A 23331-nucleotide genomic window follows, 5' to 3' on the forward strand; every position below is an offset into this window, starting at 1 on the left:
GCCTCCATGGGGGGCGTTCTGGGGGTGCCGGGGGCAGCGGCGCTCGGGCATTTTGCGGGCTGGCGTATCGCGATGCTGGTTGTGGCGGGGCTGGCAGCGTTTCTGACTGTGCTGATTGCCGTCTGCCTGCCGCCCGTTGTCAAACCGGCGGGGCGTCCGTCCGGTCCGTATAAGGCCCCGCGTGAGGCTGTGCGCGCCTTCGGGTGGGTTGTGGCGGCAAACGCCATGTTCTTCCTCGCCCATAATGTTGTGTACACCTATATCGCTCCGGTGCTGATGGCGCATGGCCTGCCCGAGCAGTCCGTGAGTCTGGCCTTGCTGATTATTGGGGTTCTGGGGCTGTCCGGCCTCTGGGCTTCCGGCCTGATGGTGGATCGCTGCCCGCGTGTGGGGATGCTCGGCGCAGGAGTGGTCATGGCGTGCGCAATTGCGCTGCTGGGCGGTACGCTGGTGCCGGGCTGGGGGAGTGTGGCGGTTGTCTGCCTCTGGTGCGCGGCCTATGCCTGCATCATTCCGTTCATCATGTCCGGGGCGATCCGCACCCGCGCCACCTCGGCGGATACGGCGGGGGCGGCGGTCAACAGCACCAGCAATATCGGTATTCTGCTTGGCTCGGCCCTTGGGGGGCAGCTTTTGTCCGCGTATGGCGTTGCGGTTCTGGTGCCTGTTTCTGTGGCGCTGTGCTGTGTGGCCATGCTGGTAGTGGTGCTGAGCGGCAATGCCTTTCCCGTCAGGCTGGCGGAGCATGAGGACGAAGAGGCGGCAGAACAGGTCTGCTCATAAAGCGCCCGGCTTACGGCTTGAAAAATACCGGTATTATGCGATGCTTGCCGCATGATGGTGTCCCGCGAGGGATGAAAAGGGAAGACCGGTGCGCAGCATCCGCTGCAAGGCCGTCGCTGCCCCCGCAACTGTAAGTGATTGCATGGTCCGCTATGGGCCTGCCGCCTCTGGCGGGCAGGTCCATGCCACCGGCTCCGGTAAGGGGACCGGGAAGGCAGCCGGACCCGCAGGCTGCAAGGTTTATTCCGCGCAGGCCCGCACGACACAAGCCAGGAGACCTGCCATCATCCGCGCTGCCCTCCGGGGCGGGCGGCTGTCTGAGGTGTCGTGTCCGGCGGGGTGCCCGGAAGACGAGGGTGCGCGGGGCTGGCGCATCACTCCTGTGCCTGCAGGAGCACTGTGCATGCACTCCGTTTAAGGGCCGCATCCTCCCAGAGCGGCGCCTGATCGGGAATTTTTTTATGCCTGCGTCTGTTCCGCATTCCGCCCCGTCCTCCCACGCGCCGCCTGCCGTGGCAGAAGGCCCGGTGCTGCATGTCTGCACCACCTGCCGGCGCGGCGGCCCCGGCATGGATCACCCTCCGGGAGCACAGTTGCTGGACCGCCTGACGGCCCTGCTGGAGGCCTCACAACAGGACTGCCCAGTCACGCTGCGTCCCGTTGCCTGTCTGGCATCGTGTGACCGCGGGTGTACGGCGGCCATTGCCATGCCGGGCCGCTGGACCTGGCTGCTCGGCCATCTGGGGCCGGAAAAGGCGGAAGATCTTCTGGCCTATGCGCGGCTCTATGCAGCCTCGGCCAAAGGCACGGTCATGCCGTCCCGCCGTCCGGCCTCTCTTTCTGATATGATTCTGGGCCGCGTGCCCGCTACCCTCTACCCTGAGGCCACAGTTTCTGAACAGGAGCCGTCATGACCGCATCCACCCGCGTTCCCGTCACCATCATCACAGGCTTTCTGGGGGCGGGCAAAACCACGCTCCTGCGCCATATCCTGCAAAAAGCGCAGGGCCACCGTATTGCCGTTGTCGTGAATGAATTCGGCTCTCTGGGCATTGATGGAGAAATCCTGCGCGGCTGCGGCGTGGAAGGCTGCCGGGAGGATGATATTGTGGAACTCACCAATGGCTGCCTGTGCTGCACCGTGGCGGATGATTTCCTGCCCACCATGGAAGCCCTGCTGGACCGGGCCGACCCGCCGGAACACGTGGTGATTGAAACCTCCGGCCTTGCTTTGCCTAAGCCGCTGCTTAAAGCCTTTGGCTGGCCCACCGTGCGCAGCCGCATGACGGTGGATGGCGTCATCACGGTGCTGGATGCCCCCGCCGTCGCCTCCGGCCGCTTTGCGGATGATCCGGAGGCCGTGGCAAAACAGCGCGAGGCCGATCCCTCACTGGATCATGACAACCCTCTGGCGGAAGTGTTTGAAGACCAGCTTAACGCGGCGGATCTGATTGTTCTGAACAAGACGGACCTGCTGGATGCCGCACAGCTTGATGCGGTGGAAGCAGAGATCAAAACCCTCTGTCCGCGCCCGGTGCGCATTATCCGCGCGCAGGATGGCAAGGTGGACCCCGCCGTGCTGCTGGGTCTGGGGGCGGAAGCCGAGGCTGATCTCCAGTCCCGTCCGTCGCACCATGATGCGGAAGATGGCGAGCATGAGCATGATGATTTTGAAAGTTTCGTCGTCACCGTGCCGGAACAGCTTTCCGTCGAACGCTTTCTGACCCTGTTGCAGGACGTGGCGGCCCGGTATGACGTCCTGCGCATGAAGGGCTTTGCCAGCGTGCAGGGCAAGCCCATGCGGCTGGCCGTGCAGGGTGTCGGCACCCGCTTCCGGCATGAGTTTGACCGCCCCCTGACCCCGCAGGAGGCCCGCACCGGCCGCATTGTGGTCATCGGGCAGAAAGGGCTGGATCAGGCTGCGATTACGGCCGCGCTGGCGGCAGATCCGTCCGCAACGTCCGCCGGTTAAGCAGGCGGCCAGCTCCCATGCACCTCCTTGTGCGGGACAGCCGGACGCTGGATGAGCAGGACGTGGCGGAAGACCTCGGCCTGCCTCCGGCGGAACTTGTAGTCCTGTCCTTTACGGAAAGTGACCTGCTCGGCCTGCTGCACGCACAGGCACGGCTGAAGGTCGGTCCGCGCGGGGAGGGGGAGCCGCTGCCCTCTCTTCAGGTCACCAGCCTTGCCCGGCTGCGGCACCCCATGTCGGTCGATCTGTATCTGGAGACCACGCTGGCGCAGGCGCGTTGTGTGGTGGTGCGGCTGCTCGGCGGGCTGGATTACTGGCGCTATGGCGCTGAGGAACTCGCGGCATGGTGCCGGGCGCACCATATCCCGCTGGCTCTGCTCCCCGGAGAAGCCCGGCCACAGCCGGATGCCGGTGCCCCGCTGTCGGATGATAGCCGTCTGGCGGATCTCTCCACCGTGTCGGGTGAAATACGCAGGCGGCTGAACGGGTTTTTTCAGTATGGCGGTGCTCACAATATGGAGCATGCCCTGCGCCTGATGGCCAGCCTCGCCGGGCAACGCGCGGATGATGGCGCACGGCCGGAACCCCTGCCGCCGTGGGGAGTGTACCGCACAGTTGCAGCATGCACAGATCTTAAAACAGAAGATGCAGCAACACTCAGTCAGGATTCTGTTCCTCTGCCAGAAGGCCACACGCTGCGGGCCACACTGATTTTCTACCGCGCCCATCTGATGGTGGGGGATATCGCAGCTCTGGACGCGCTGGCGGATGCCCTTGCCGCACAGGGCTGCGGGGTGGAGATGCTGTTTGTCACATCTCTTAAAGACCCTGCTGTTGCCAGTGGCGTTGCCGATGCGCTGAGAAATTTTCAGCCAGATATTGTCCTCAACGCGACCCTGTTTTCTTCCAGAACTCCGCAGGGGCATTCTCCGCTGGCGGTTGCCGGGGCGCCAATCCTGCAACTGCTCCAGCCGGGGGCGACACAGGAGGTCTGGGGGCGTAGCCCGCGCGGTCTCTCCCGGTCGGATCTCGCCATGCAGGCCGTGCTGCCAGAACTGGATGGCAGCATCGCAACACTCCCCATTTCCTTCCGGCAGGATGCGCCGCCTGGCCTGCCTGCGGCCCGCACGCCTTATCTGCCCGGTATCCGGCATACCGTGGCGCGGGCGCTGGCATGGGCACGCCTGCGGCATCTGGCTCCGGAGCAGAAGCGGGTTGGTATTATCCTCTCAGACTATCCGGGAGCCGGGCTTGCGCGGGAGACGGGGCATGTGGCCCATGCCGTGGGGCTGGACGGGTTTGCCAGTCTGGCCTCCATCCTCGCTCTGCTGCGGGCGGAGGGGTATCAGACCGGGCCAGCGCCTTTGCCAGACGCACAAACCCTCATAACTCTGCTGGCCCAGACGGCCCCACGCCCGCTGATAAGCCTCCCCACATACCACGCGCTGGCGGAGGAGCTGGATGCCGGGTTTATGGCGTCCGTCACGCAGGCATGGGGTGCGCCGGAGCAGGACCCATGCGTGCAGGAAGGCGCGTTCCATCTGCGCGCGCTGGAACTGGGGCACCTGACGCTTGCCGTGCAGCCAGACCGGGGGCGTCAGGCCGACCGGAAAGCCCGGTATCATGACCCGGATATCCCGCCCTGCCATGCCTATGTGGCGTTTTACCTGTGGCTGCGCAGCGTGCGGCGGCTGGACGCGCTGGTGCATCTGGGCACGCATGGCACGCTGGAATGGCTGCCGGGCAAGGCCGCAGCCCTTTCCGCCGCCTGCGCGCCTGCGGTGTTGACGGAGTCTTTGCCCGTTATTTACCCGTTTATCGTCAATAATCCGGGTGAGGCCGCCACCGCCAGACGGCGGCTCGGGGCCGTGACCATTGGCCACATGACGCCTCCGGTCCGGCAGGCTGACCTCTCGCCCGAAATGCAGGCGCTGGAACGGCTGATTGATGAATATGCCGAGGCCGATGGTCTGGACCCGCGCCGTGGCGCATTACTCCGCAAGGAGATTCTGGAAAAAGCCGCCCGGACCGGCGTGCTTTCAGAAAGTGGGGTCCGCCCCGGTGAGGAGGATGAGGCCGAAGCCCTCGCCCGTCTGGATGCATATCTGTGTGATGTGAAAGATTTGCAAATCCGGGACGGCCTGCATATTTTTGGCCAGACCGCGCCCGAGGCCGAGACCCTCGCTCAGACAATTCTTCAGGCCTGTGCGCCACAGGCAGACACACCACAGCCAGACAGTGCGCAGGGTCTTTCCGGCCAGATGGATCCACTTCCGTCAGAGCAGACCGCACCCCTGTTCCAGACTATTACCGACCGCATCCGTCAGAGCGGCCCGGCGGAAGCGCAGGCGCTTCTCGCGGCTCTTGCAGGCCGGTTTGTCGCCCCCGGTCCCGCCGGTGCGCCTACGCGCGGGCGGCTGGATGTTCTGCCCACCGGGCGGAACCTCTTCACGCTGGACCCACGTGCGCTGCCAACGCCCTCCGCCATGGTGCTGGCTGAAAAAATGGAAAAACTGCTGCTCACCCGGCATATGCAGGAGCAGGGGGAACCGCTGACCCATCTGGTCATGGATTTGTGGGGCTCAGCCAGCATGCGCACCGGCGGGGAGGATATGGCCCTCGCACTCCGGCTGATGGGGGTTACGGTGCAGCGCGCCGCAGGCACCGGGCATGTCAGCGGGTTTGAAATCATTCCGCTGCCCGTGCTCAACCGCCCGCGGGTGGATGTCACGTTGCGTATTTCCGGCCTGTTCCGGGATGCCTTCCCAGACCAGATCGCCCTGTTTGATCAGGTGGTGCAGGCCGTTGCCAGCCGTCGGGAAGCCGCGGAGTGGAACCCTCTGGCCGCCAGCGTACAGGGGCTGGAGGGTGCGGCCCGAACCCGTGCGACCGCCCGCATTTTTGGCGCAGCGTCCGGTTCTTACGGCACGGGGCTGGAGGACGCCCTGCACACCGGCACGGGGGCGGATCAAGCGGCCCTTGGTCAGGCATGGCTTGAAAATTCCGCATGGACTTACGGCGGCGGCCGGGATGGCGGGCAGGATACCGCGATCCTCGCCCGGTTACTGGGGCAGGCGGATGCCGTGCTGCATGTGCAGGACCACGCGGAAACCGATATGCTGGAAAGCCCGGAAAATGCCGCGCATGAGGGCGGACTGGCCGCAGCGGCGGCGGCCCTCGGAGCCAGCCCGGCTCTCTGGCATGGCGATACCTCCCGGCCGGAAAGCCCGCGCCTGCGTGCCACCGCGCAGGAAGTGGCCCGCATTGTGCGCGGGCGGCTGGCCAACCCGGACTGGATTGCCGGGATGCAGAAGCACGGCTACGCAGGCGCTGCGGAACTGGCGCGTGGGCTGGAGGCCCTGCATGGGTTTGCCGCCACCCTGCCACAGCGGTTTGACCAGCAGTTTGACAGGGTTTTTGCCGCCACACTGGGGGATAGCGCGTGTGATACGTTCCTCCAGCGCACCAATCCCGCCGCGCGGGAGGCCATGCGCGCCCGCTTTGCGGACGTCTGGCAGCGTGGCCTGTGGCACCCGCGCGGCAACAGTGTGGCGCAGGTGCTGGAAGGCGGTCTGCCGCCCGTGCTGCATGCCGCCGCCGGCCCGGAAGTTTCCCCACAAATGCCCGAAGACCAGATGGTCCGCGAACAGACGTTAAATGCGCAAGGGTCTCAGCAGAACTCTCACACGCCGGGGGAGCGCGCATGAGCGTCCGTGCAATTATGGTGGCCGCCCCGCGCTCCGGCGGCGGGAAAACTACCGTTACGCTGGCGCTGCTGGCGGCCTTCCGGCGGCGCGGTATCCGGGTGGGGGCGGCAAAAACCGGCCCGGACTATATTGACCCGGCCTTTCATGCCGCCCTGACAGGCCGCCCCGGCCTGAATCTGGATAGCTGGTGCATGAACCCGGCCCTGCTGGCCGCAACGCTGGAGGCTGCCCGGCAGGATGTAGACCTTGTGGTGGTGGAATCCGCCATGGGGTTGTTTGACGGGCTTGTGGCACCGGAGGGTGCACGCGGCGCACCGTCAGACATCGCTTCGCGCTTCAATATTCCCGTGCTGCTGGTGCTGGATGTCTCAGGGCAGGGCCAGACGGTCGGGGCCGTGGCGCATGGTTTTGCCACATGGCAGCCGGAGGTGCAGGTGGCAGGCGTCGTGCTGAACCGCGTGGCCTCTCCCCGCCATGCCCGCCTGACAGAAGAGGCCATTCGGGCGGCGGGCCTGCCGGTCTGTGGCACCTTGCTCCGCCAGCCCGGCACTCCGCTGCCGGAGCGGCATCTGGGGCTGGTGCAGGCGCGGGAGCATCATGGCCTGACAGACTGGCTGGAAGATCTGGCGGACAAGGCCGAGCGGGAACTCAACCTCGACGCCATTCTCGCCACTGCCCGCCCTCTGCCGGATACGCTTTTGCAGGCTGAAAACTCTCAGAATGGAAACCGTCAGGCCGCCCCCCTTCCGCCCGGTGCGCTCCCGCCGCCCGGCCAGCGGATTGCGCTGGCGGATGATGCCGCGTTCTCATTCCTGTATGGCCATCTGGCCCTGTTCTGGCGGAGGGCAGGGGCCGAGATCGTGCCGTTTTCCCCACTGGCGGACGAGGCCCCGGACCCGTCGTGTGATGTCTGCTGGCTGCCGGGCGGATACCCGGAACTCCACGCCGGAAAGCTGGCTGCGGCGGAACAGTTCCGGCGTGGTCTGGCCACATTCGCCACCACCCGCCCGGTGCATGGGGAATGTGGGGGCTTCATGGTGCTGGGTGAGGCGCTGGAAGATGCGCAGGGCACGCACCATCGCATGACGGGCCTGCTGGGGCACGTCACATCCTTTGCGCGCCGCAAGCTCAATCTGGGTTACCGGGAGGCGACCCTGCTGGCACCCTCGGTACTGGGGCAGGCTGGCACCACCCTGCGCGGGCATGAATTCCATTACGCCACAGTGCTGGAGGCCGGAGCCGATGCGCCGCTCGCGCAGCTGCGGGCGGGGGATGGTACGGACCTTGGCCCATGCGGCGGGCGCAGGGGCGGTGTGTCCGGTTCATTTTTCCATGTGCTGGCTTGTGGTCCTGCGGCGCTGCCCCCACATCCTGCCGTGCCTCATACCGGCTCTGCCTGAAATGCACGGAGCCGGGCGGGGCAGTGCTGCGTTGAACAACGCGGGTTGTAACAGCAGGCCCGCGCGCGCGCCGGGGCGATACCGGCCATGCAGGTCTGCCTGAGGAGAGAAAAATGGCGCAGTCTTTCCCCGTTTTGTTAGTGCGCCACGCACCGGTCATGGTGCCGGAGGGCGTATGTTACGGGCGGCAGGACGTCGCCTTGCGTCCGGGGTGGGAACGGGTCACATCCGGGCTGGCCGTACTGGCGCAGGGCGCAGTCTGCCGGGTGCTTTACACCTCTCCCGCCGCCCGTTGCCAGCAGATGGCCCGCAAGCTGGCAGCCTCCACAGGCATGGAACTGCGCATTGACCCCCGGCTGGCGGAAATGAACTTCGGGGAATGGGAAGGTCGGCTCTGGCAGGATATTGACCGCGGCTTACTGGATGCATGGGCGGCGGACCCGGAAGGATTTGTCCCGCCGGGTGGTGAGAGTGGCCGCGCGTTATGCCATAGGGTCCGGGCATTCTGGCAGGAGGTGCAGCAGGCAAGCACCCCGGCCTGTGTCCTGTCTCACGGTGGGCCGCTGCGGGTGCTGAGTGCGCTTGCCGCCGGAATACCGCCCGCCTTGCTGGCTCCCTCCATGCCACAGGGGTTTGCGCGGCTGTTTATGGTCAGCGCCTCCGCAAACCTCTCGCCGGAGAAGGAGGAGGCGGCAGACCCTCAGCGTCCTTCCCGGCTGCATACTCCGCGCAGTGCGCGCGTCGTTCCGCTCTGGCCACGCAACGCCCGTCGCGCAGCGGCCGAGAGCCATTTCACATTCCCAAAAACCGACACAGGCCCCGTTCTGACATGATCTCTGCCATACCCCCCTCCACCCCGGAGCAGGACGCCGCCCGCCACCGCGAGAAAATGCAGAAACGCAAGGCCGTGCAGGATCAGGAAGTAGCGGGTAAGCAGATCGAAAAAGGTCTGCTGATGGTCCATACCGGGCCGGGCAAGGGCAAATCGACCGCCGCCTTCGGTCTGGCCCTGCGCACCGTAGGGTATGGTCACCGCGTCGTGGTGGTGCAGTTTATTAAAGGCGCGTGGGACACAGGGGAGCGCCGGGCGCTGGAACGGTTTGAAGACCTTGTGGCGTTTCACGCGCTGGGGGAAGGCTTTACGTGGGAAACACAGGACCGCGCACGGGATATTGCAGCCTGCCAGCAGGCATGGGCCGTCGCGAAAGAGGCCCTTTGCCGCCCGGATGTGGCTCTGGTCGTGCTGGATGAACTCAATATCGCCCTGAGGTATGATTATCTGCCCCTGCCGGAGGTTCTGGCCGCCTTTGCTGCCCGGCCTCCCGGTCAGCATGTTGTCGTGACAGGCCGGAACGCTAAACCGGAGCTGGTCGAGGCGGCGGATCTGGTTACGGAAATGTCTCTGGTCAAACATCATTTTAAAAATGGTGTGCGCGCCCAGCAGGGCGTGGAGTTTTGAGCGCACGTGTTCTCATGGTGCAGGGAACAGGCTCAAGTGTCGGTAAATCAACTCTGGTGGCGGGGCTGGCGCGGGCCTTTACCCGGCGCGGCCTGCGGGTGCGGCCCTTTAAACCGCAAAACATGTCCAACAATGCAGCCGTAACAGCCGACGGCGGGGAAATAGGGCGCGCGCAGGCCTTGCAGGCCCGTGCGTGCGGCGTGCGCCCGACTGTGGATATGAACCCCGTCCTCCTCAAACCGCAGGGTGAGACCGGGGCGCAGCTTGTGGTGCGCGGGCAGGTGCGGCACAGCCTCGGCGCGCGGGACTATCAGAACCGCAAAGACACACTTCTGCCTGTGGTGGCCGAGAGTTTTCAGACTCTGGCCGCACAGGCCGATCTGGTTCTGGTGGAAGGGGCAGGCTCCGCGTCTGAAATCAATTTACGGGCGCGTGACATTGCCAATATGGGCTTTGCAGAAGCCGTCAACGCCCCGGTCGTGCTGGTGGGGGATATTGACCGGGGCGGGGTGATAGCCAGTCTGGTTGGCACGCAGGTTGTCCTGCCCCCGCAGGATGCCGCCCGTATCAAAGGCTTTATTGTCAATAAAATGCGCGGTGATATCTCACTGTTTTATGATGGGATGGACTTCATCGCTCAGCGCACCGGCTGGGCTGCTCTGGGGCTGGTGCCGGACCTTCCGGCTGTCCGCTCTCTCCCGGCGGAAGACGCTGCCGACCTTATGAGCACACTGGCAGCCTCTCAGTCGGCATCCCGGCCAATATCCCGGCCCGCATCCCAGAAGGTCTCTCAGTCTGCCCCTTCTGCGGCCCCTGTGTACATCCCTGTGCATAACGGGGATGATAAACCCCCATCCCGCCTGCGTATCGCAGTAATTCTCCTGCCAATGATTGCCAATTTTGATGATCTGGACCCGCTCTGTTCAGAACCCGGCGTGCAGATCCTGCCTGTGCAGCCCGGCCAGAGCCTGCCGGAGTGTGAGCTTGTCCTGCTCCCCGGTTCCAAAGCGACACTGGCGGATTTAGCAACATTCCGCGCGCAGGGCTGGGCAGACGCTCTCAAGGCCCATCTGGCGCGTGGCGGGCATGTTATGGGGCTTTGCGGTGGGTATCAGATGCTTGGGCAAAGCGTTGCAGACCCACACGGCACGGAAGGCGCCGCCGATGTGGCCTCCGGTCTCGGCCTGCTGGCGGTGGACACGGTGCTGAGCAGCAGCAAGCGCCTGCAAGAGGCATCCGGCCATCTTGCCGGAACAGATCATGCAGTCTCCGGATATGAAATTCATACAGGCCAGACTACCGGGCCGGACCGTGCCCAGCCGCTTCTGGTCCTGAACGGGGCCAGGGAAGGGGCTATCTCTGCCTGCGGTCAGGTTTGCGGCACGTATCTGCATGGGGTGTTTGACCATCGGCCTGCCCGCATGGCTCTGCTGGCGCGTGCGGGCGGAGCGTCTTTCCGCCCCGGTGGCTGCTGGTATACGGCCAGCCTGCCAGAGCGGCATGAGGACGTTGTGGAACAGGCGCTCGACAGGCTGGCGGACCATCTGGAAGCCCACATCTCTCTGGATGCGCTTCTCGCTCTTGCGACCGTGCCGAGTTATGCAAAGTGCCTGACAGAACAGGTAGTTTCTTCGTAAGGGGTCACAGCCGCCTCAGCATAGGGCACCCCCAAAGCCAGCAGATCAGTCTCAGGGGTGTTTCATAATGCCTTTCCAGCGGGCCACGTCCTGCGCCATACCGGCGGTGGACGAGGTGTCAGTCTGGATATCGTCCGTGCCGGTCACAATTTTTACCCAGTGGTTAGGTACTAATTCCCCCGCTCAGAGCACCACATTTTCCCTTTTTCCAGTTACTCTCTTCATCCGCATGCGCGAGAGAGACAGAAGAAAACGTGATAACAGCGAGAGCCCCACGGTATTTTTTATCAGGCATCCATAAGGAGAAATAAAAAAAGACCGTCAGAATACCAACCATAAAAAAACGCGGCCTTCCGGAACAGGAAAGCCGCGCCCAGAACGCTCAGGTAGAGTGTTCTGTTGTCCCCGAGCTTAGCTGGCCGGAGCCGTCCGTGCCGTGGTGCCGAGACGATACCCTTCGCGTTTGAGGATCTGGATGGCCGTTTCAGAATATTTTCCCGTCAGCGGTGTGACATCCCCCGGCGCACACCAGAAGCTGAGGGTTACGGCAATATTGGCAGGCTGCGGCAGAAAGCCGACAGCGGGGGCCGGTGTTTTGAGAACAAGCGCATCATTCTCAACCGCTCCAAGCAGGAGCGCACGCGCTTTATCAATATCATCGTTATAATCAATCAGCACCGTAACGGATGCCTGAAGCCTGTCAGACTGAGAGCTGTTGACAACGATATTATTAGAAAGAGTGCCGTTGGGCACATAAATCATCTCGTTTTTGGCGTCACGCAGAACGGTGCGGAACATCTCAATGGATTCCACCGTTCCGGCGCTGCCGCCAGCCACAATGGAGTCCCCAACCTTGAAGGGGCGGAACAGCAGGATCAGCACACCACCGGCAAAGTTCGCAAGGCTTCCCTGCAACGCCATACCCACGGCCAGACCAGCAGCACCCAGCACAGCAACAAAGGATGTGGTGGCAATCCCCACCATGGAGGCCACGCTGATCAGCAGCAGCGCCTTCATCAGCAGCCCCGCAACGCTCAGCAGAAAGCCCTGAAGTGTGGGCTCAATATGGCTTGCGGACATCATCCGGCCCATGGCGTGCGTCACCATGTTGATAATTTTCCAGCCGACCAGCAGCACAATAAGAGCCAGCACAACTTGCCCCGTGTAGCTCAGGACTGTCGGGAGCCAGGCATTCAGCTGGACCCATAATGAATTGACCTGATGTTCCATAACCATCCCTGAATTGTCTGTTCATCACGCGTACGCACCAGCGCACTTCCCTCTTTAGTCCAGCCTATTATGGGCAATTTCAAGACCAGAGACAGGAATTGTGACTGCATAAAACCCCTCGCTTCCCCAAAACTCTCTCGCTGAGCCGCGTTCCAGCCACATCCGGCCCTCGGTATGGCGGAGCAAAAGCCCATAGTCTCTTTTTCGATACAAAGTGAAGGAGAAGGTAAAAAATTCTAACATATTGAAAAAATGAAATATTTCAGAAAATCCGCAGCCGGAAGAGTTTTAAAAACCCGTAACAGGGGTACCCCTGAACCCGTTTCTGACATAAAACAAAGACTTTACTGCCAGACAGGAAGCAAAGCCCGTGTCAGCCCCAAAAATTCTGATCAGCGCCTGTCTGCTGGGCCGTCCAGTCCGTTATAACGGCTCTGCAAAGACCGTTCAGCATCCCGCTCTGGCTGTCTGGCAGCAGGCTGGCCAGCTTGTGGTAATCTGCCCGGAAGTCGCCGCCGGGTTCAGCACGCCGCGTCCCCCTGCGGAAATTACACACGGCCAGTCCGGCCCCGACGTGCTGGCACACACCGCGCGCGTGCAGGATACAACCGGGGCGGACGTCACAGCCCAGTTTCTGATGGGAGCCAGAGCCGCTCTTGCACTCGCTCAGGACCATAACTGCCAGTTTGCCATTCTGACGGACGCCAGCCCCTCCTGCGGCAGCAGCCATATTTATGACGGGTCATTTAAAGGCAAAAAACATCCCGGCATCGGTGTCACCACGGCCATCCTTCGCGCTCATGGCGTGCAGGTTTTTGCGGAAACGGAAATTGACCAGTGCGTGCATTTGCTGAATCAACGGGAACAAAAAAATTTTTCGTCCCGAGAAAAATAAAATCCTGAAAAAATAGAATAAATATCAATAAATTATAGTAATACCATTTTTTATCTTAACAAATAACAAGCTCGGCAGCTTAATTCTGCAACCTGCAACCTGCAACCTGCAACCTGCAACCTGCAACCTGCAACTTGCAACTTGCAACCTGCATTTCAGGGGTTGTCCGGCTTGATTCCGGACGCCAAAGCAAGCTCTTGTGCTGGTTTCTTTCGTGCAGGAACGGTGAGCACTGCGGACGGGGTTGGGATAAGCATGAACAAAATTCATGGTTCAATGAAATCAAATCATTTTTATTCAATAGCTTGCTCAGGCATATATTCCGCACCGTTCCTAACATGACGACATGAAGAAAATTACAGGCTGAAAGACCAGAAGAGCGCGGGAGTATCCCAGCCCTTTTTGAAAAAGAGTCTGATTTTTCGGGTAATGAAGGCAAGATATCGCGATGATTACAGAGTCCAGCTTCAGTATTAAACGCGTTCGTTTTGATGAGGCTTATCATCCGCTCGATAAAACCCGCCTTACAACCAATTTCGCCAATCTGGCGCGCGGGGAAAGTCGTCAGGAAAACCTGCGGAATGTTCAAGGCATGATTGATCATCGTTTCAATGCCCTTGCCTGCTGGGATAATCCCAAAGGGAACCGCTATGCCGTTCAGCTTGATATTATTTCTGTCGAAATGGTAGTTGAAAACGCAGGGGGCCGTGACCTCTTCCCGCTGATCGAAGTCCTGAACACGACAATCCTTGATAAAAAGGAAGGCAAACATATTGCCGGGATTGTCGGGAACAATTTCTCTTCTTATGTGCGGGATTATGATTTCAGTGTCCTCTTGCCAGAGCATAACAAAGGCAAAGCGGATTTCAGCACGCCGAAGCATTTTGGAGACCTGCATGGAAACCTGTTTAAGTCTTTCCTAAACTCTTCTGTTTACAAAGAAAGCTTTAGAAAACTTCCGGTTATATGCCTGAGCGTTTCAACCAACAAAACCTATCACCGGACTGAAAATGTTCATCCTGTGCTGGGGGTTGAATATCAGCAGCCAGATTTTTCGTTAACGGATCAGTATTTCGGAAAAATGGGCATGCAGGTACGCTATTTTATGCCGCCAGGCAGCGTCGCACCGCTGGCATTCTATTTTTTTGGTGATCTGCTGTCAGATTATACCCCGCTGGAACTGATCAGCACAATCAGCACAATGGAAGCATTCCAGAAAATCTACCGTCCTGAAATTTACAACGCCAATGCGGCAGCCCCGAAAGACTATCAGCCCAGCCTGCGGCATCAGGACTATTCCCTCACGCGCATTGTGTATGACCGTGAGGAACGTAGCCAGCTGGCCATTGCACAGGGTCAGTTTACAGAAGAGCACTTTATCAAACCTTACCATGCGCGCCTTGCGGAATGGTCCGCCAGTTTTGCGGCCTGATCCTTCAAAAACACGCAGTTCTTAAAAACAAGGTCTTACTCTTATGAAAACACTTTTACCCACGTCCACGGCTGGCAGCTTGCCCAAACCCTCATGGCTGGCGCAGGCGGAAACGCTCTGGTCACCCTGGAAATTGCAGGGAGAGGCTCTGGCAGAAGGCAAGCAGGACGCGCTGCGTCTGTCTCTGGATGATCAGGATCGGGCCGGGATTGATATTGTCAGTGATGGTGAGCAGACACGCCAGCATTTCGTGACGACCTTTATTGAGTATCTCGGCGGCGTGGATTTTGAAGATCGTCAGACAGTCCGGATCAGAAACCGCTATGATGCCAGCGTCCCGACCGTCGTTGGTGCTGTCACGCGGGAAAAGCCTGTTTTTGTTGATGATGCCCGTTTCCTGCGCACGCTAACAAAAAAACCGATCAAATGGGCACTCCCCGGCCCCATGACCATGATCGATACGCTGTATGACAATCACTATAAAAGTCGGGAAAAGCTGGCATGGGAATTTGCCAAAATCCTGAATCAGGAAGCCAGAGAACTGGAAGCCGCTGGTGTAGACATTATCCAGTTTGATGAACCGGCCTTTAATGTCTTTTTTGATGAAGTGAATGACTGGGGTATCGCAACACTGGAAAAGGCGATTGAGGGCCTTAAATGTGAAACAGCCGTACATATCTGCTACGGTTACGGCATTAAGGCCAATATCGACTGGAAAAACTCTCTCGGCTCGGAATGGCGGCAGTATGAAGAAATTTTCCCAAAACTTCAGAAATCACATATCGATCTGATTTCACTGGAATGTCAGAACTCCCGTGTGCCGATGGATCTGATTGAACTGATTCGCGGGAAAAAGGTCATGGTCGGTGCCATTGACGTTGCAACCCGCACTATTGAAACTCCCGAGGAGGTTGCCAGCACTCTGCGCAAAGCTCTTCAGTTTGTGGATGCCGACAAACTTTACCCTTGCACCAACTGTGGCATGGCTCCGCTGCCGCGCGCCGTCGCCAGAGGCAAACTGAGCGCGTTAACGGCAGGGGCGGCAATTGTCCGGAAAGAACTCTCGGCCTGAAGAGCGTAAAACAGGCACCTTTGCTGGCATCCGCCGGGGCAGATTTTTGCGTCAGAAGACGGTTTTATAAAAATGTTCAGGAATGATATGGTGTCCTGAGACCTTGATAATCTGCCTTGACGGAGTGGGGTGTGGACGTTCTTGAGCGAAGCCATCTGAAAATCATTCAGGAAGTCGCCCGTGAAGGCTCCTTAACGGCCGCGGGCGCACGGCTGAATCTCACCCAGCCCGCCCTCAGCCATGCAATCCGGAAAATTGAAACCCGGCTTGGCGTAAAAATCTGGCGACGGGAAGGGCGCTCTCTCGTGCTGACGCAGGCGGGAACATGGTTGCTGGCCCTCGCCAATCGCCTGCTTCCACAGTTTGAACTGGCGGAAAGCCGGCTGGAGCAGTTTGCAAATGGGGAGCGTGGCACGCTGCGGATCGGCATGGAATGTCACCCCTGCTACCAGTGGCTTCTGAAAGTTGTCTCACCCTATCTGGATCGCTGGCCAAAGGTCGATGTCGATGTGCGGCAGAAGTTTCAGTTTGGTGGAATTGGTGCTCTGTTCAGCAATGAAATTGATATTCTGGTTACTCCTGATCCGCTTTATAAACCAGAACTCAACTTCACGCCGGTGTTTGATTATGAACTGGTTCTGGTCGTCGGGCCGGAGCACCCTCTGCGGGGGGAGACATATGTTGTGCCGGAACAGCTTGCCGGTGAGACCCTGATTACTTACCCCGTGCCCTCAGAACGGCTTGATATCTACACCCAGTTTTTGCAACCGGCAGGAATAGCACCACGGCAGCAGAAGCAGATAGAAACGACGGATATCATGCTGGTCATGGTAGCGCATGGCCGGGGCGTTGCCGCACTTCCCGGCTGGCTGGTGGAGGAATATGCCGCACGGTTTGACCTTTATCCCGTAAAACTGGGGAAAAACGGAATCATGAAACAGATTTTCCTTGGCTGCCGTGAAACGGACGAGGAAATCCAGTATTTGCAGAATTTTATAGAATTTGCCGCCTCACCGTTCTTAACACAATCCCGCACGGAAACGTCCTGACTGCATCAGGCCTTAACAGCGCAAAAGGATGCTCCCTGTTGCGCGGCGTGACGCAAGCCGGTCATACGCTGCTTCAAAATCGTTCAGGGGCCAGATGCTATCAATAGCCGGACGGACCTGACCGTTTACAATAAAACCGCGCAGAGCCTCAAAAGCCTGAGCAACTGCTTCATCCGTTTCAAGCCAGGCATCATACCCCAGCAGACGTTTTTCATGAATAACAACGTCCGTCAGTGTAAGAGTGCTCTCTATCCCTCCGACAAACCCGATAGAAACAACTGCACCGCGCGGGCGGAGAGCGGCCATCAGGTGCGGGAGCAGGCTGCCGCCTACCGGGTCAAACGCAAGATCAGCACCCTGACCGTCAGTTGCGTCTAAAACGGCGTCTTGAAACGTATGCTCCGAAAAAACAAGAACCGTTTTCACACCACTTTTTTGAGCAGCCTCAATCTTGCTGGCGTGGGAGACAATGGCAATCGGAACAGCCCCAAGGCTGAAGGCCAGCTGGCTTAAGGCATGCCCGACAGAACCAGACGCTCCTGAAATCAGAACGGTCTGACCGGCTTTAACCTGCCCCACACGCGTCAGAGCCTGATACGCAGTGATAAAATTGATGGGGAGCGCTGCCCTTTCCTCCAGACTGAGCGTGTCAGGAAGAACAAAGAGCCGTTTATTTTCAACGCAAACCCATTGCTGCTGCAACCCGTCCTGCGTAATGCCGAGTTCTCCGCCCCCATAAATGGCAACCCGCGTGCCTGCGGGAAATACAGCGCTTTCTTCCACAGTGCCCGAGCCATCATTGCTGAGCACACGGGGCGGCTGCGCGATAGCAAGCACACCCTGCCGGATTTGCGCGGAAAGCGGATTGACCGTGGCGGCGTACATTTTCACCACACTATAACCGGGTTTCCCGACAGGCTTAGGCCGGTCTTCCAGACTCATCTGTGGGGCTGTGCCAAAGCGTGTTGCGACCAAAGCTTTCATGGTTATTCTTTGCTAATCGGTTTCTCTGAGTGGGTGCCGGGTGAAGAGTGATCAGCTTCTGTCATAAAGCGGCGGGATGTTTTGAGAGGGGGCAAGACTGTTGACCTGAAGCCTCAGTTCTCGTGCTTCGTGAATGATAATTTCAAAAGCTTAATTTCAAGGAATCAATTGGAAAATAAAAGAACGATAAAAGATACAGAACAACAGAACTCTAGGAACGATTTGATGAATTTGTGAGTTTGTAAGTTCCGCTCACGCACTATCTGTCAGCACAATTTTTTGAATCCTATGTAATACTGAAAAAGCTCCTACATCAGGAAATCCACACGTATTGTCAGGAGTCAGTGTTCCAGAACACGAAGACTCCTTCTTTGGGTTTCCAGAATTCTTTCGGACATCATCATGATGTCAGCCCTCTGATCCTCCCTTAATATAATAAAAAAGGATGCCATGACTATAGAGTGTTTCATCAAGATGATAATGAATATTTTTCAGGAATAGAGATCTATGAAATACAGATAATTCATGAAAAGATGATCAGGAATGAGAGCGTTGGCGCAGGCTCGTCTCCTGTGCGGCATAGCTGCATCGGGGTCTGATCAGACTGTTGCCTGATGATACAAAACCGCAAAAATATGCAGACGTTCTCTGGTCCGCTATTTCAGGAGAGAAACTGTGTCGAAGCAGGATAAAAACACACTCCGTCTGATTTTCCCGCAATGGCAGGGCGGGGATAATCCTCCTTATTATCTTGGGTCCCGGTTGCTGGCATGGCTCGCCCCTCCGGCCACTGGCCCGGTGGAAGAAGTGCCGGTTCCCGCACCCACAGACACACCCCTGCCGCTTGAAGAGGATATGCGGGGCCGCACGGTGCTTGTGAAGCAGATCCGTGAAGCCCGCGCTCTTATTGAGCGGCATAATCCGCAGTCTCTTGTGGTTCTGGGTGGTGACTGTCTGGTATCTCTCGCCCCGTTTGCCTGGCTGGCGGAACAGTACGGCGATAAGCTTGGTATTCTCTGGATTGATACGCATCCGGACGTCCAGACACCCGCCCAGTATAAAAACGCGCATGCGCATGTTCTGGGCGCGTTAATGGGGCATGGTGATCATGATCTGACGGATGCCGTCAAAAAACCTGTGCCCGCAAAAAACGTCATGATTGCCGGTATTCACGACCCCCTGCCGTATGAAGCACAGTTTATTGCCGAACATGGGATTCCCACCTGTTCCCCGCAGGAGGTGCGGGATGGTGCGCAGCCCGTCATGCGCTGGCTGAATGAGAGCGGGATTGAGGTTCTGGCAATCCACCTCGATCTGGACGTGCTGGACCCGCATAGTTTCCGTTCCCTTCTTTTTGCAAAACCCGGACGTGGAAAGCATGATTTTGGGGATGTTGCAGAAGGAAAGCTGACAATCCCGGATGTTTTAAAACTGATTGGGGAAGTCACGACAGAAAAACAGGTGGTCGGCATGACGATTGCCGAACATATGCCGTGGGATGCCCTTAACCTTCAGGAAATGCTCAAAAAACTGCCGCTGCTCGGCGCCTGAGGCGTTAGGCCTGCGTGCGGCTCATGGCTCGCTCAGTATGAGCCTCGCGCAGGTTATTGCAGCTTCATTTCTTCAATAAAGAGAGAAAGCGGCATGGAATGTTGGTTATGGCGAGGGTAAAAAAGGTGAAACCCGACATGAGTCGGGCAGAATTTTTCCAGAACCGGAACCAGCGCGCCGGTCGTAATATGCGGCTCGGCAACAACTCGCGGGATATAGGCCAGCCCTATCCCGTCAAGGCAGGCATCGCGGGTTGAAAACACACTATTGCAGGTAAACTGGCCATCCGGCTGGAATTTAATATTTTTCCCATTCTGCCGGAAAAGCCATTTGTAAATTTTTCCATAGGTTGGCAGCCGCACCCCAATGCAGTTATGCGCGGTCAGGGCATCCGGTTTTTTAGGGGCTGGATTCTCAGAAAAATAGGTGGGTGCGCCAACAACCACAAAATCTATGGCGGGAGAAATCGGCACAGACATCATGCCGTGCGAGACCATTTCTCCAAGTCTGACACCGGCATCAAACGATTCCTCTACAATATCGACAAGCTTGAGGTTGGCTGAAACCTCCACCCTTATATCCGGATATTTTTTCAGGAAGTCTGCCAGTCTGGGCCGCAGGAAGCAGGATAACGCTTCCTCTGTGACAGTAATCCTAAGTGTACCGCGTGGAACGCTCCGGAATTCATCCAGACTTGAAAGCCTGTTTTCTATTTCATCAAACAATGGCTGGATTGTGCTGAGCAGATATTCCCCCGCACTTGTCGGCACAACCCGGCGCGTTGTTCTGGTCAGCAGGGTTACGCCTAAACGCTCTTCCAGCAGCCGCATGGTATGGCTCAGGGCAGAGGGTGTAACCCCGCGCCGGGCGGCCGCGCGGGTAAAACTTCTCTCCTGAGCCACCGCAAGAAAACTGAGCAGTTCATTAAAATTCTCGCGGGACATTCTGGAAAACCTGATCATTCTGAAGGTCGGGCAGCATAGCGCATCCCCGGCCTGCATGGCCAATTGTCCTTTGCGACATAAAAAAAGGCGCGGCCCCCGTAAGGTCCGCGCCTTTTTGTAAACCCGACTGGCAGAGGCTTATTTCTGCACAGCCCAGCCTGTTTCACGCAGGCGGAAAGCCAGCAGGATCGCCACAACAATGCCGATCACCAGCGGCAGGAAGGCCCGGTGGAAGACTTCCATGGAATCCCCGCCGCTGCCCATCAGGGCGGAGACCATGGGGGAGAGAACACCGGTCGTGCCAAACACGAGGAAGTTCATCACACCCGCAGCCGTACCCTTCACTTCCGGCGGATTGACTTCCTTCATGGCGGAGAAGGGGATCATGGCCGCACCGGAGGCAATGCCCATCACCAGCGCTACAGAATAGCGGGGCATCACGCCAACCGGCACGTACAGTGCGCACAGGGCTGCTGCCAGCAGCACAATCGCGCCGCCAATCAGCACCGGCTTGCGGCGGCCGATCTTGTCAGAAATCCAGCCCAGAAGCGGGCAGCCAATCACCCAGCCAATTGGCACCATGGAAATGTCAGAGGCCGCAAACGCCATGGAGACATGCTCGCCCTTGTTGAGCATGGAAGCCCCCCAGCCCAGTGCGCCAATGGTTGTCGGCACAAACAGCAGCCCACCGATAATCCCGGCATACCAGCTCTGCGGGTTTCCAAAGATGATCTTGAACGGCCTGAGCAGGTTTTCCGTGGAGAGATGGCCGTGGTGGGCGGAGCTGTCCCCGGAATCACGCGGCATGACAAACCATGTGGCAATGGCCAGACAGACGCCAATCACCCCAAAGCCCAGCCACACGGTCTGCCAGGGCAGATGGAAGGACCCGGCAGGGTCAATCAGAATACGGGTGGGTTTGGAGCCAAACGCGGCCCCGGCCATGCCAAGGCATTGTGTCAGCCCCACAAACAGGGCCAGTGTGCGGGCGGGCAGGTAACGCGCGGCGACGTAGGAGGACCCCACAAACGCGCAGATGGCGCCCAGAGCCTGAATAACATACCCGCCAATCCCTGCGGCCACGCTGCCCTGTGCAAAAATCAGGCAGCCAACACTGGTTACGGCAATCCCCACCGGCATAGTGGCATGCGCACCATAGCGGTCAAGCAGCACGCCTACGGCCAGAGCAGCCAGTGCATAAACAATGTAATAGGAGGCAATCATCAGCCCCAGATGGCTGTTGCCCCAGGCCTGCGTCAGCTCGTCCTGCATAATGCCGGGGGCTGAGCGGATGGCGTACTGATAGAAGTAGAACAGGGCGCAAAGAAACCACGCCAGCACATAAAGCGGCTGTATTTTCTGCGGCTGGCCTGCCGGCGCGCTTTGCGGCTGCGGGGCGGCGCTGGGTGTGTTGGAAGCCGACATTAAAAATCGCTTTTCAAAAAGGTGCAGGCTGTGCCCGTGCCTTGGTGGGGCACAGCCATGCAGGTTGACTTATTTTGCAGGCGGACGGCCGTTTGCCGTGGCCACATGGCGGCCCCAGGAAATCAGCTCGGACGTGCAGTCATCACGCGGGATCACACATTCAATCAGCGTCGGGCCTTCCTTGTTGTCCAGCGCGACCTTTACGGCATCTGCCAGTTCACCCGCCGTTTTGGCGCGCAGACCAATGCCTTTGCCATCTTCAGCGTTAAATGCGCTGATGATGCCTGCGTAATCCCAGTTCTTGATGTTGTTGTACGGACCATCATGAATTTCAACTTCAATGGTGTAGCCCGCATTGTTGATCAGGAAGATGATCACCGGCAGTTTGCGGCGGATCATCTGGGCCACTTCCTGCGCTGTCAGCTGGAAGGAGCCATCACCCACCATCAGAATGGTGCGGCGTTCCGGAGCCCCCACAGCGTACCCAAAGGCGGCCGGGACAGACCAGCCAATATGGCCCCACTGCATTTCCAGTTCCACACGCGCACCGCGCGGCAGTTTGGTGCGCATCACGTTAAACCAGCTATCCCCCGTTTCACCAAGAATGGTGGTGTCGGGCGTTACAAGGCTCTGCAACGTCTGCTGGATGTCAGCGCGGGTCAGCGTATCATCACCGGTGCCGGTGGTTTCAACCGTTTTACCGGTATGCACACGCTTGTACTGGACCAGCGTGGACTCCTTCTTCGGCTTGTTCTGGAAGTAGTCTGCCAGGCCTTCCAGCAGTTCCTTCAGATGGATGTTGTCGAAGGAGTAGCCGTGCAGTTTGGTGATGTTCTTGTCCAGAACAGCCACGTTCGGGCCCTGCGGCCATGCCGTCCAGCCTTCGGTGGAGTAATCGTTAAAGATGGGGGCCAGCGCAATAATGCTGTCCGTCCAGTTGAAGATTTCATTCACACCCGGGGTAGAGGCGCTGCCCCAGTAGGTGCCAACGTAACCGGGGTGATCTTCCGGGAAGAAGCTTTTGGCAGCCGCCATGGTTGCCACAACGCAGCCCAGAGCATCAGCCAGTTTGACGGCGGCCTCTTCCGCACCGGCGGCGCGCAGGCGGCTGCCAACCAGAAGGGCAGGCTTTTCATGTTTTTCAATGAATTCCGCAACAGCTTTCACGGCTGCGTCCAGCGTGTCCTTGTTGGAAGCCGGGGCATCCAGAACAGCGCTGATGGGGCCGGGGGCGGCACAGGGCTGGGCAGAGACGTTACAGGCAATTTCAATATAAGCCGGTTTCTTCTCGCGCAGCGCGGTGCGGATGGCGTGGTCAATCTTTTCCGGTGCATCATCAGCGGATGTGATGGACACCGCAGCACAGGTCAGCTTTTCAGCAATCTGGAGCTGGTAGGAATAGTCCGTGGTGCCAATGGTGTGGTGCAGGATGTGCCCGCTGCCGTGATCATTGGAGTTCGGCGCACCGGAAATCAGGATAACCGGCAGGTTTTCCGCATAGGCGCCACCAATGGCGTTCAGGGCGGAGAGCGCACCCACGCTGAAGGTCACAACGGCGGCCCCGGCACCGTTTGCACGGGCATAGCCTTCGGCAGAGAAGCCGCAGTTCAGCTCGTTACAGCAATAGACCTGTTCACAGTCTTTATTCATCAGAAGCTGATCAAGCAGAACGAGGTTGTAATCCCCGGCAACTGCAAAATGGTGCTTCAGGCCGATCTGGGCAAGACGCTCAGCAAGGTAAGTACCAACTGTATAAGACATTGAGTTCTCTCTCCTTTGGCGAGTATTTTG

Annotated in this window: 17 protein-coding genes, 1 pseudogene and 1 riboswitch; of the genes and pseudogenes, 13 read left to right on the forward strand and 5 right to left on the reverse strand. The window is 59.0% G+C overall.

Going from position 1 to position 23331, the window contains the following annotated elements:
* From KP699_RS07050 to KP699_RS07085, 8 genes and pseudogenes are all read left to right on the forward strand, one after another.
* Nucleotides 1–783 (forward strand): MFS transporter (locus KP699_RS07050; RefSeq protein WP_374196899.1); only part of this gene is annotated, 783 nt, incomplete at its 5' end.
* A 38-nt stretch (nt 784–821) separates the two neighbouring features.
* Nucleotides 822–1084, forward strand: a riboswitch (cobalamin riboswitch).
* A 160-nt stretch (nt 1085–1244) separates the two neighbouring features.
* On the forward strand, nt 1245–1697 hold the full coding sequence (locus KP699_RS07055; RefSeq protein WP_077931030.1) for a DUF1636 domain-containing protein: 453 nt from the start codon (nt 1245–1247) through the stop codon (nt 1695–1697).
* Nucleotides 1694–2755 (forward strand): cobalamin biosynthesis protein CobW, encoded by a 1062-nt coding sequence (gene cobW / locus KP699_RS07060; RefSeq protein ID WP_077931031.1) that lies wholly within the window; start codon nt 1694–1696, stop codon nt 2753–2755. The genes KP699_RS07055 and cobW overlap by 4 nt, the downstream gene beginning before the upstream one ends.
* Nucleotides 2756–2772: 17 nt before the next feature.
* Nucleotides 2773–6462 (forward strand): cobaltochelatase subunit CobN, encoded by a 3690-nt coding sequence (gene cobN, locus KP699_RS07065; protein ID WP_215762097.1) that lies wholly within the window; start codon nt 2773–2775, stop codon nt 6460–6462.
* On the forward strand, nt 6459–7862 hold the full coding sequence (locus KP699_RS07070; RefSeq protein ID WP_252346855.1) for a cobyrinate a,c-diamide synthase: 1404 nt from the start codon (nt 6459–6461) through the stop codon (nt 7860–7862). The genes cobN and KP699_RS07070 overlap by 4 nt, the downstream gene beginning before the upstream one ends.
* Before the next feature lie 113 nt (nt 7863–7975).
* Nucleotides 7976–8584, forward strand: a pseudogene (locus KP699_RS07075) (histidine phosphatase family protein); the annotation flags it as partial.
* Between the two features lie 107 nt (nt 8585–8691).
* Nucleotides 8692–9321: a cob(I)yrinic acid a,c-diamide adenosyltransferase gene (cobO, locus tag KP699_RS07080; protein WP_215762099.1), complete on the forward strand. Its 630-nt coding sequence runs from the start codon at nt 8692–8694 to the stop codon at nt 9319–9321.
* A gap of 14 nt (nt 9322–9335) precedes the next feature.
* Nucleotides 9336–10958: a cobyric acid synthase gene (locus tag KP699_RS07085; protein ID WP_215762134.1), complete on the forward strand. Its 1623-nt coding sequence runs from the start codon at nt 9336–9338 to the stop codon at nt 10956–10958.
* Between the two features lie 411 nt (nt 10959–11369).
* Here the strand turns inward: KP699_RS07085 and KP699_RS07090 are convergent, their stop codons facing one another.
* Nucleotides 11370–12194, reverse strand: coding sequence for a mechanosensitive ion channel family protein (locus KP699_RS07090; protein ID WP_208864079.1), 825 nt, complete (start codon nt 12192–12194; stop codon nt 11370–11372).
* 364 nt (nt 12195–12558) lie between these two features.
* On the opposite strand from KP699_RS07090, the gene KP699_RS07095 reads away from it, so the two are divergent.
* The 4 genes from KP699_RS07095 (at nt 12559) to KP699_RS07110 (ending at nt 16636) form a co-directional block, all read left to right on the forward strand.
* Nucleotides 12559–13083 carry a DUF523 domain-containing protein gene (locus KP699_RS07095; RefSeq protein ID WP_215762100.1) on the forward strand — a complete coding sequence of 175 codons (525 nt, stop codon included), beginning with the start codon at nt 12559–12561 and terminating at the stop codon, nt 13081–13083.
* A gap of 448 nt (nt 13084–13531) precedes the next feature.
* The gene (locus KP699_RS07100) at nt 13532–14515 is read left to right on the forward strand and encodes a DUF1852 domain-containing protein (RefSeq protein WP_215762101.1); all 984 of its coding nucleotides are present in this window, start codon (nt 13532–13534) and stop codon (nt 14513–14515) included.
* A gap of 43 nt (nt 14516–14558) precedes the next feature.
* Complete coding sequence (locus tag KP699_RS07105) at nt 14559–15587, forward strand: methionine synthase (RefSeq protein ID WP_215762102.1); 1029 nt, start codon at nt 14559–14561, stop codon at nt 15585–15587.
* A gap of 131 nt (nt 15588–15718) precedes the next feature.
* Complete coding sequence (locus KP699_RS07110; protein ID WP_215762103.1) at nt 15719–16636, forward strand: LysR family transcriptional regulator; 918 nt, start codon at nt 15719–15721, stop codon at nt 16634–16636.
* A gap of 12 nt (nt 16637–16648) precedes the next feature.
* Here the strand turns inward: KP699_RS07110 and KP699_RS07115 are convergent, their stop codons facing one another.
* Nucleotides 16649–17620, reverse strand: coding sequence for a zinc-binding alcohol dehydrogenase family protein (locus KP699_RS07115; RefSeq protein WP_215762104.1), 972 nt, complete (start codon nt 17618–17620; stop codon nt 16649–16651).
* A 675-nt stretch (nt 17621–18295) separates the two neighbouring features.
* Between KP699_RS07115 and KP699_RS07120 the strand changes: the two genes are divergently transcribed.
* The gene (locus KP699_RS07120) at nt 18296–19171 is read left to right on the forward strand and encodes an arginase family protein (RefSeq protein WP_308164893.1); all 876 of its coding nucleotides are present in this window, start codon (nt 18296–18298) and stop codon (nt 19169–19171) included.
* Between the two features lie 53 nt (nt 19172–19224).
* Here KP699_RS07120 and KP699_RS07125 read toward each other — a convergent pair whose 3' ends face one another.
* The 3 genes from KP699_RS07125 to KP699_RS07135 all read right to left on the reverse strand — a co-directional run bounded on the left by KP699_RS07125 (nt 19225) and on the right by KP699_RS07135 (nt 23301).
* Nucleotides 19225–20115, reverse strand: a complete 891-nt coding sequence (locus KP699_RS07125; RefSeq protein WP_252346857.1) for a LysR family transcriptional regulator — start codon at nt 20113–20115, stop codon at nt 19225–19227.
* A gap of 138 nt (nt 20116–20253) precedes the next feature.
* Nucleotides 20254–21540: an MFS transporter gene (locus KP699_RS07130; RefSeq protein WP_252346858.1), complete on the reverse strand. Its 1287-nt coding sequence runs from the start codon at nt 21538–21540 to the stop codon at nt 20254–20256.
* A 69-nt stretch (nt 21541–21609) separates the two neighbouring features.
* A complete protein-coding gene (locus KP699_RS07135) occupies nt 21610–23301 on the reverse strand; it encodes an alpha-keto acid decarboxylase family protein (protein ID WP_212375015.1) in 1692 nt (563 codons plus the stop codon).
* Nucleotides 23302–23331 lie beyond the last annotated feature (30 nt).

Source organism: Acetobacter sp. P1H12_c (assembly GCF_018811975.1).
Classification (GTDB): Bacteria; Pseudomonadota; Alphaproteobacteria; order Acetobacterales; family Acetobacteraceae; genus Acetobacter; species Acetobacter persici.

Bases quoted from the DNA above. Each gene is read 5' to 3' on its own strand.
- KP699_RS07055 (WP_077931030.1), top strand. From the start codon at position 1,245: ATGCCTGCGTCTGTTCCGCATTCCGCCCCGTCCTCCCACGCGCCGCCT.
- cobW (WP_077931031.1), top strand. From the start codon at position 1,694: ATGACCGCATCCACCCGCGTTCCCGTCACCATCATCACAGGCTTTCTG.
- cobN (WP_215762097.1), top strand. From the start codon at position 2,773: ATGCACCTCCTTGTGCGGGACAGCCGGACGCTGGATGAGCAGGACGTG.
- KP699_RS07070 (WP_252346855.1), top strand. From the start codon at position 6,459: ATGAGCGTCCGTGCAATTATGGTGGCCGCCCCGCGCTCCGGCGGCGGG.
- cobO (WP_215762099.1), top strand. From the start codon at position 8,692: ATGATCTCTGCCATACCCCCCTCCACCCCGGAGCAGGACGCCGCCCGC.
- KP699_RS07085 (WP_215762134.1), top strand. From the start codon at position 9,336: ATGGTGCAGGGAACAGGCTCAAGTGTCGGTAAATCAACTCTGGTGGCG.
- KP699_RS07090 (WP_208864079.1), bottom strand. From the start codon at position 12,194: ATGGTTATGGAACATCAGGTCAATTCATTATGGGTCCAGCTGAATGCC.
- KP699_RS07100 (WP_215762101.1), top strand. From the start codon at position 13,532: ATGATTACAGAGTCCAGCTTCAGTATTAAACGCGTTCGTTTTGATGAG.
- KP699_RS07105 (WP_215762102.1), top strand. From the start codon at position 14,559: ATGAAAACACTTTTACCCACGTCCACGGCTGGCAGCTTGCCCAAACCC.
- KP699_RS07115 (WP_215762104.1), bottom strand. From the start codon at position 17,620: ATGAAAGCTTTGGTCGCAACACGCTTTGGCACAGCCCCACAGATGAGT.
- KP699_RS07125 (WP_252346857.1), bottom strand. From the start codon at position 20,115: ATGTCCCGCGAGAATTTTAATGAACTGCTCAGTTTTCTTGCGGTGGCT.
- KP699_RS07130 (WP_252346858.1), bottom strand. From the start codon at position 21,540: ATGTCGGCTTCCAACACACCCAGCGCCGCCCCGCAGCCGCAAAGCGCG.
- KP699_RS07135 (WP_212375015.1), bottom strand. From the start codon at position 23,301: ATGTCTTATACAGTTGGTACTTACCTTGCTGAGCGTCTTGCCCAGATC.